This is a genomic window from Aquipuribacter hungaricus, assembly GCF_037860755.1.
Taxonomy (GTDB): domain Bacteria; phylum Actinomycetota; class Actinomycetes; order Actinomycetales; family JBBAYJ01; genus Aquipuribacter; species Aquipuribacter hungaricus.
In genome coordinates, this window is sequence record NZ_JBBEOI010000174.1 from 1 (window position 1) to 7,670 (window position 7,670).

The 7,670-nt window shown below is 75.9% G+C and carries 8 protein-coding genes; 4 read left to right on the plus strand and 4 right to left on the minus strand.

Annotated features, from left to right (window positions below):
• A partial coding sequence (locus WCS02_RS15080; protein WP_340294649.1) for an HNH endonuclease signature motif containing protein occupies positions 1–1,422 on the plus strand: 1,422 nt, incomplete at its 5' end.
• 131 nt (positions 1,423–1,553) lie between these two features.
• Here WCS02_RS15080 and WCS02_RS15085 read toward each other — a convergent pair.
• The 4 genes from WCS02_RS15085 to WCS02_RS15100 all read right to left on the minus strand — a co-directional run bounded on the left by WCS02_RS15085 (position 1,554) and on the right by WCS02_RS15100 (position 4,725).
• Entirely contained in the window at positions 1,554–1,922 is a 369-nt protein-coding gene (locus WCS02_RS15085; RefSeq protein WP_340294650.1) for an oxidoreductase, read from the minus strand.
• Positions 1,923–2,041: 119 nt separating this feature from the next.
• Positions 2,042–2,956 carry a pyrroline-5-carboxylate reductase gene (gene proC, locus WCS02_RS15090; RefSeq protein ID WP_340294651.1) on the minus strand — a complete coding sequence of 305 codons (915 nt, stop codon included), beginning with the start codon at positions 2,954–2,956 and terminating at the stop codon, positions 2,042–2,044.
• A complete protein-coding gene (locus tag WCS02_RS15095) occupies positions 2,953–3,903 on the minus strand; it encodes a proline dehydrogenase family protein (RefSeq protein ID WP_340294652.1) in 951 nt (316 codons plus the stop codon). Before WCS02_RS15095 ends, proC begins: the two co-directional genes overlap by 4 nt.
• A 9-nt stretch (positions 3,904–3,912) precedes the next feature.
• Positions 3,913–4,725 carry a sugar phosphate isomerase/epimerase family protein gene (locus WCS02_RS15100; protein WP_340294653.1) on the minus strand — a complete coding sequence of 271 codons (813 nt, stop codon included), beginning with the start codon at positions 4,723–4,725 and terminating at the stop codon, positions 3,913–3,915.
• Between the two features lie 64 nt (positions 4,726–4,789).
• Here WCS02_RS15100 and WCS02_RS15105 point away from each other — a divergent pair, with 64 nt between their 5' ends.
• The 3 genes from WCS02_RS15105 (at position 4,790) to WCS02_RS15115 (ending at position 7,607) form a co-directional block, all read left to right on the plus strand.
• Positions 4,790–5,638 carry a DUF3109 family protein gene (locus WCS02_RS15105; RefSeq protein ID WP_340294654.1) on the plus strand — a complete coding sequence of 283 codons (849 nt, stop codon included), beginning with the start codon at positions 4,790–4,792 and terminating at the stop codon, positions 5,636–5,638.
• A gap of 32 nt (positions 5,639–5,670) precedes the next feature.
• A complete protein-coding gene (locus WCS02_RS15110; protein ID WP_340294655.1) occupies positions 5,671–6,042 on the plus strand; it encodes a hypothetical protein in 372 nt (123 codons plus the stop codon).
• A 98-nt stretch (positions 6,043–6,140) separates the two neighbouring features.
• A complete protein-coding gene (locus WCS02_RS15115; protein ID WP_340294657.1) occupies positions 6,141–7,607 on the plus strand; it encodes a DNA repair protein RadA in 1,467 nt (488 codons plus the stop codon).
• Positions 7,608–7,670 lie beyond the last annotated feature (63 nt).

Below are 7,670 nucleotides of genomic sequence, written 5' to 3' on the forward strand. Positions count from 1 at the left end.
CCCGACACCGCCTGCATGCTGGTCGCGGGCTCGATGGCGCGGATCTCTGCGGCCGCCGAGGCGGCGGGCCTGGTCGCGGTCGCGGAGCTGGCCCTGCGGCGCCGGGTCGAGGGCGCCCGCCACGGCCTCGGCACCGACGAGAGCGACGACTACACCGCCGACGAGGTCGGCGCCCTGCTCCGCATGTCACGGCAGACCGCCCGGGCGCGGCTCGCCCTCGGCCTGGACCTCCTGCACCGCCGACCCGCGACCCTGGCCGCCCTCACCCGCGGAGACATCTGCCTCACCCGGGCCCGCCGCATCAGCGAGGCCCTCGCCCAGGTCGACGACGACACCGCCCGCCAGGTCGAGCACCAGGCCCTCGACAGGGCACCGGAGCAGACACCGGCCCAGCTGAGCGCCCGCCTGACCCGCCTCGTCCTGCGCGCAGACGCCGACGCCGCCCGCCGCCGCACCCAGGCCGCCGTCCGCGACCGCCGCTGCTCCATCCGCGTCCTCCACGACGGCACCGCCCTGCTCCAGGTCGTCGGCCGCACCGAGCTCGTCGTCGCCGCCTACGAACGCATCGACCAGGCCGCACGCAGCATCCTGCGGGACACCCCCACCGGACTCGACAGCGGCGACCAGCACGCCGGGTCGTCGGTGCCCACCGACCCCGGGCGGACCCTGGACCAGACCCGCGTCGACGTGGTCCTCGGCATGCTCGTCGGTGACCCCGACACCGTCACCGCAGCCACCGGCGTCCAGGTCACCGTCGACGTCGTCGCCCCCGTCGGCACCCTCCTCGGCGGGGACGAGCCCGGCGAGCTCGTCGGCTACGGCCCCATACCCGCGGCGGTCCGCGAGCTGGCCGAGGACGCGGCATGGCGGCGCTGGGTCACCGACACCGACGGGACAGTCGTCGCGCGCAGCACCCGCCGCTACCGCCCCAGCACCGCCATGGTCCAGCTGCTGCGCGCCCGGGACGGCACCTGCCGCTTCCCGACCTGCCGACGCCGGGCCAGCGCCTGCGACCTCGACCACGTCGTCCCCTGGCCCGCAGGCCAGACCTCCACCGACAACCTCGCCGTCCTGGGCCGGCACCACCACCGCCTCAAGCACCGGGCAGGCTGGTCGGTACGCCTCGACCCCGACGGCACCCTGCACTGGCGCACACCCGCAGGCATCGAGCACGTCAGCCCCGGCCGACGGCTCGGCATGCCCGAGCACGACCGTCCGCTGCAGCCTGCCGTCGCGACGGCGGGTAGCGCCCACGACGGTTGGTCGAAGCAGACCGTGGTGACAGCAGGCAGGCCCGAGACGGTGGACGTCTCCGGATCCGTCGTCACGGCCGGCCTACGAGGCTTCCCCGACCGGTCACCCAGCCCCGCAGTCCCGAGGCAGGGACCCGAGCCACCCGCGCCGGACCTCCCGCCCTTCTGACCACGGACCAGGCGTCGGTGCGCCAGGTCGCACGCCCCGACACCCGGCACCCGGTGGACGCTCGGAGTCGTCTGCGAGGTCCGGTGCACGCGCCGACCCGGCAGTCCCCGGCACCAGCGTCCTGTCGCGCCTCAGCGCGGGCGGAGCTTGCGCTCCGGGTGCGCCCGGCTCCACTCCTTCATCCGCCGCGGGTAGCCGGTGACCCCGGCCTCGTACACCGGCAGGCTCAGGCTGCGCGCGAGCTTGCCCGCGGCCGACGGCGAGGCGACGCGGCGACGGGTCCACTCGCCGTCGTAGGCCACCGCGACGAGCGTGGTGTCGAAGCCGTCGTTCTCCGGCTCCAGGTAGAACTCGACGCCCCGCCGCGTCGTCGCGAAGTCCCGCAGGTGCGCGACGTCCTCGGCGAGCCGGGCCGCAGCCTGACCACGCCCGCCGCCGGCGCCGGTCGCGTCAGCACCCGACCGCCGCTGCCTGCCGAACGTCCTCGAGAGCCAGCCCACGCCGCACCTCCGCGTCCTGGGCCGCCGTGCCGACGTCCCCGTCCTGACCGGGACCGTACCGGGGGCCCCGTGCTCGGCCCGCGGTCGGTCCCGCCGGCACCGACAGGTGCCCGTCGTCGTCAACTACCGGCGAGCCGGCCCAGTTCCGCCGAGCGGTCGCGTGCGGCCTCCATCGCCGTGACGAACGCCGCCCGCACCCGGTGGTCGTCCAGGACGCGCACCGCGGCGATGGTCGTCCCCGCCGGGGAGCAGACCTGCTCGCGCAGGACCGACGGGTGCTGACCGGTCTCGGACACCATCTTCCCGGCGCCGAGGACGGTCTGGGCGGCGAGCGTCGTCGCCACGTCGCGCGACAGCCCGAGCAGCACCCCCGCCTCGACCATGGCCTCGACGACGTAGAACACGTACGCCGGGCCCGACCCGGACACCGCGGTGACGGCATCCATCTGGTGCTCGGGCACCCGGACCACCTTGCCGACGCTGGCCAGCAGGGCCTCCGCGGCGTCGAGGTGCCCTGCGTCGCAGTGGCTCCCGGGCGACAGCGCGCTCATCCCGGCGTCGACGAGGGCGGGGGTGTTGGGCATGACGCGGACGACGGCCACCCGCTCGGGCGCACCCGCCTCGGCGAGCCCGCGCTCGATGGCGGCCGTGGTCACGCCCGCGGCGAGCGAGACGACGAGCGTCCCGGCCGACAGGTGGGGCGCGATCTCGGCGACGAGGGCGGGGACGTCCTGCGGCTTGACCACCATGACGACGGTCCCGGCGGCCTCCACCGCCTCGGGGTTGCCGACGACGTCGACGCCGTGTCGCTCGCGCAACTCGGCGGCGCGGGCCTCACGTCGCTCCGTGATGCGCAGGCCCGAGGCAGGCCGGCCGGCGCGCAGCAGGCCCGCCAGCAGCGTCTCCCCCATGACGCCTGCGCCCAGGACGGCGACGACGTCCTCGCGGGGAGCGCCGTCGACGGTGCTGGTCGCGTCGGTCCCGGCAGCCGCGTGGGTCCCGCCGGCCCCGGCAGCCGCGTCGACGCCGGTCACTTCGTGCTCGTCAGCGAGCGCAGCAGCAGCGCGAGGTTCGCGGGGCGCTCGGCCAGCCGTCGCACCAGGTAGGCGTACCAGTCCTCGCCGTAGGGCACGTAGGTCCGGACCCGCCGGCCCAGCGCGGCCAGGCGGGCCTGCTCCTCCGGGCGCACCCCGAGCAGCATCTGCACCTCCCACGAGTCCCCGTCGCGGCCGACGTCCCGGGCCACGGCGTCGGCGATCTCGAGCAGCGTCGGGTCGTGGCTGGCGACCATCGGGTAGCCCTCGCCGGCCATGAGGACCTTGAGGCAGCGCACGTAGGACCGGTCGACCTCGTGCGGGGTGGCGAAGGCCACGGACTCCGGCTGGGCGTAGGCGCCCTTGCACAGCCGCACCCGCGACCCCGCGGTCGCCAGCTCGCGGCAGTCGGCCTCGGTGCGCCGCAGCTGGGACTGCAGGACGGCCCCGACCCAGGGGAAGTCCGCCCGGAGCGCCTCGAGGACACGGAGGGTGGAGTCGACCGTCGTGTGGTCCTCCATGTCCAGCGTCACCGTGGTGCCGGCCAGGGACGCGGCGTCGCAGATGGCACGGGCGTTCTCCAGCGCCGTCTGCTCGCCGGAGGCCCCGAGCGCCTGGCCGAGCGCCGACAGCTTGACCGAGGTCTCGACCGCCCCGCCCTCGGTCAGCCCGAGCGCAGACAGCCGGCCGAGCAGGCCGACGTAGGCGTCCCGCGTCGCGGCGGCGTCGGCGGCGTCGGTGACGTCCTCGCCGAGCCGGTCGAGGGTGACGAGCATCCCCTGCCCGCGCAGCTCGGTCGCGACCTCGAGCGCGTGGTCGTCACCGGTCCCGGCGACGAAGCGGCGCACCAGCTCGCGCGTCACGGGGGCACGTTCCACGACCTCCCGCAGCCGGGAGTTGCGCGACGCTGCCAGCAGCACTGCCCGTTGGGCCTCGGCGATCACCACGCCGGAAGGCTAACCGCCGGACAGGTGCCGTCTGGCGAAGGCCAGGCTGCGCTCCAGGGCGTCCACACGGTTGGCCTTGTCGCGGCGGGTGTTGATCTCCACGACGGTGTGGCCGTCCCAGCCGCCGGCGGCCAGCTTCTCCAGCACCTCCGCGACGGGCTGGGTGCCCTCGCCGGGCACCAGGTGCTCGTCGAGCAGGGAGCCGCTGCCGTCGGTGAGGTGGAGGTGGCGGACCCGCTCCCCCAGGACGTCCAGCAGCTGCATCGAGTCCTGGCGGGCCGTGGCGGCGTGGCTGAAGTCCAGGGTGCAGTGGGCGTAGCCGTGGTCGAGCAGGTCCCAGCCGGGCGCGTAGGCCTGCACGTCGCGGCCGCCGACCCGCCACGGGAACATGTTCTCCACCGCGAAGGTGCAGTGGTGCTCCTCGCCGAGCGCCTCGATGCCCTCCTCGAACCCGGCCCCGTACGTGCGCTGCCAGCGGAAGGGCGGGTGCACGACCACGGTGCTCGCACCGAGCGCCTCGGCGTGCTCGGCGGTCCGGACCAGGCGGGCCCAGTTGTCGCGGCCCCAGACACCCTGCGTGAGCAGCAGCGTCGGTGCGTGGACGCTCATCACCGGCACCTCGTAGGTGGCGGCCAGGCGGAGCAGGGCGTCGGCGTCCCGGCTGACCGGGTCCGACCAGACCATGACCTCGACACCGTCGTAGCCGAGCTCGGCCGCCTGCCGGAAGGCCTCCTCGGCCGGCTCCGGGTACACCGAGGTCGTCGCCAGGCCGACGAGGGACCTGGCCGGCGAGCCGTCGGACGACGACGCAGACGCGGTCACGGTCGGCCAGCCTACGGCTCCACGGGCCCCCCGCCAGGCGGGAGCGCGGGGCTACATTCGCCCGGTGACGCCACCCGGTCCGCAGCCGGCCGGCCTGCGCGAGGTGCCCGGCCCGCGCGAGCGGCTCTGGGTCGAGATCGACGACGGCGACCCCTACGGGCGGACCGTCTACCACTTCGACCTCACGTGGCTCACGTCGTCGTGGACGTGCATCTTCGGGGGCGGGTGCCCCGGCATCGACAGCTCCCGCCCGGACGCGGGCTGCTGCGTCCACGGCGCCTGGTTCTCCGAGCCCGCGGACGAGGAGCGGGTCGCGCTCGCCGTGGCCCGGCTCGACCGGTCCGGCTGGGCCAACGCCGACCACCCCGTCCACGGCGCGGACGGGGAGTGGGCCGAGACGGACCCTGACGGGGACCGACGGACCGCGGTGGTCGACGGTGCGTGCGTGTTCCACAACCCCCGGGGCTTCCCCGGCGGCTACGGCTGCGCCCTGCACGCCCTGGCGCTGCGCGAGGGTGTCCCGCCGCTGACCACCAAGCCCGACGTCTGCTGGCAGCTCCCGGTCCGCCGGACCTACGACACCGTGGCCGACCCCGACGGCGGGGAGCACCTGCAGGTCACCGTCACCGAGTACACCCGGGCGGGCTGGGGCGGGGGCGGCGCGGACTTCGACTGGTACTGCACGACGAGCCCGGCGGCCCATACCGGCGCGGTACCGGTGTGGCGCTCGCTGCGCGAGGAGCTCGTGGAGCTCGTCGGCGAGGAGGTGTACGCACGCCTCGACGCGCACTGCACCGCCCTCGTGCCCCCGGCGGGCGCCCGGCGGCTGCTCCCCCTGACCGTCCACCCGGCGACCGCGGCCGCCCAGGCGCCGGTCGAGGCCCCCGGGCCGGGTCGACGGCCCGTCGACTAGCCACCGCGGCGGCGGTCCTCCACCCTGGCCCCATGAGCGACACGCGCTTCCACGACGGCACGGCGGCCCACGAGGCGGAGTACCGCCCCCGCGAGCACCGCCAGACCCGCTGGCCCAAGCCGGACGCGCTCTCGCTGGTCTTCTTCGCGGTGTGGGTGGTCGGCATCCTCGTCTCCACCGTCATCCCGTTCCTCATCGTCCCGCCGACCTCGACGGACCCCGACAGCGGTGCGGTGGGCCTGGCCTTCCTGGCCTCGATGGTCGGGATCGGGATCTTCGTCGTGGCCGGGCTGCTCATGTGGCGGCACCTAAAGAGCCAGGCCGTGCTCGTCTTCGCCCTCGTGCCCGCGGTCTCCGTCGGCAGCGGCGCGATCATCCTCACCGCGACGCTGCTCGCCCTCTGACGTCGCGGCGGTCCTGGCTGGCTGATCTGCCTGAACCCCGGCCTGCGCGTCCACAGCGGGCGCACGGTTGTGTCCGGGTGCCTGCCTAGGGTGCTCGCGTGGCCTCCCCCCGCGCCAAGCGCGCCGTCTTCGCCTGCACCGCGTGCGGTGCCGAGCACCCGCGCTGGGTGGGGCGCTGCGCGCAGTGCCAGGGCTGGGGCACCGTGGAGCAGGTCCCCGCGGGGCTGGTCGAGGGCGCGGGTGCCCGGGTGCGTGCGGGCACGGCCTCCCGGCCCGCCCGCCGCCTGAGCGAGGTCGACGAGGAGAGCACCGCCCGGACCCCGACCGGGGTCGGCGAGTTCGACCGGGTCATCGGCGGCGGCCTGGTCGCCGGGCAGGTCGTGCTGCTCGCGGGCGAGCCGGGCGTGGGCAAGTCGACCCTGCTGCTCGAGGTCGCCCACCGCTTCGCCCTCGGGACGCCGCCCGCCCCCGCCCCGGACGCGGGCCGGGGGCTCGTGGCGCTGTCGTCCGAGCCGTACCGGCCCCGCACCGTGCTCTACGTCTCGGGCGAGGAGTCGGCGGAGCAGATCGCCGTCCGGGCCCGCCGGACCGGCGCCGACGCCCCCGGCCTGCTGGTGGCCGACGAGCAGGACCTCGGCGCCGTGCTCCGCCACGTCGAGGAGCACGACCCGGACCTCGTGGTGGTCGACAGCGTCCAGACCCTCGTGAGCGCCGACGTCGACGGCCGCGCCGGCGGCATGGCGCAGGTGCAGGAGGTGACCCAGGTCCTCACCCGGGTCGCCAAGTCCCGCCCGACCCCGCTGCTGGTCGTCGGCCAGTCGACCAAGGAGAGCTCGATCGCGGGCCCTCGCGCGCTGGAGCACCTGGTCGACACCGTGCTCACCTTCGACGGCGACCGGCACACGAGCCTCCGCCTGCTGCGGGCGACCAAGAACCGCTACGGCCCGGCCGACGAGATCGCCTGCTTCGAGCAGGCGGACGACGGGCTGCGCGAGGTGGTCGACCCCTCCGAGCTGTTCCGGGGCCACCGCGACGTGCCGGTCCCGGGGACCTGTCTGGCGGTCGCGGTCGAGGGCCGCCGGGCGCTGCTCGCGGAGATCCAGTCGCTGGTCGCCACCGCCTCGACACCGAACCCGCGCCGCGGCGTGAGCGGCCTGGACTCCGCGCGGACGGCGATGCTGCTCGCGGTCACCGAGCGCGCCAGCGGGATCAAGCTCGCCGACAAGGACGTGTTCGTGGCCACCGTGGGCGGCGCCCGCCTGGTGGAGCCGGGCGTCGACCTGGCGGTGCTGCTCGCCGTGGCTTCCGCTGCGTGGGACACGCCGGTGCCGGCAGACGTGCTCGCCATCGGCGAGGTGGCCCTGTCCGGCGACATCCGGCGGGTCTCGATGCTGCCGCAGCGGGTGGCCGAGGCCGCCCGGCTCGGCTACCGGCGGGTGCTCGTGCCGCCGGGGTCGCTGGAGCGGCTGGGCACCCTCCCTCCCGGGGTGCGGGCGGTGGAGGTCGGGCACGTCGACCGGGCGCTGAAGTCCCTGCGCGACCTGGCCGCGGCGAAGCAGGGGTAGTCCGGCGGGGGGCCGGCGCCCAGCCGGGGCGCAGCTGGGGCGGGGCGCAGCTGGGGCGCGGCC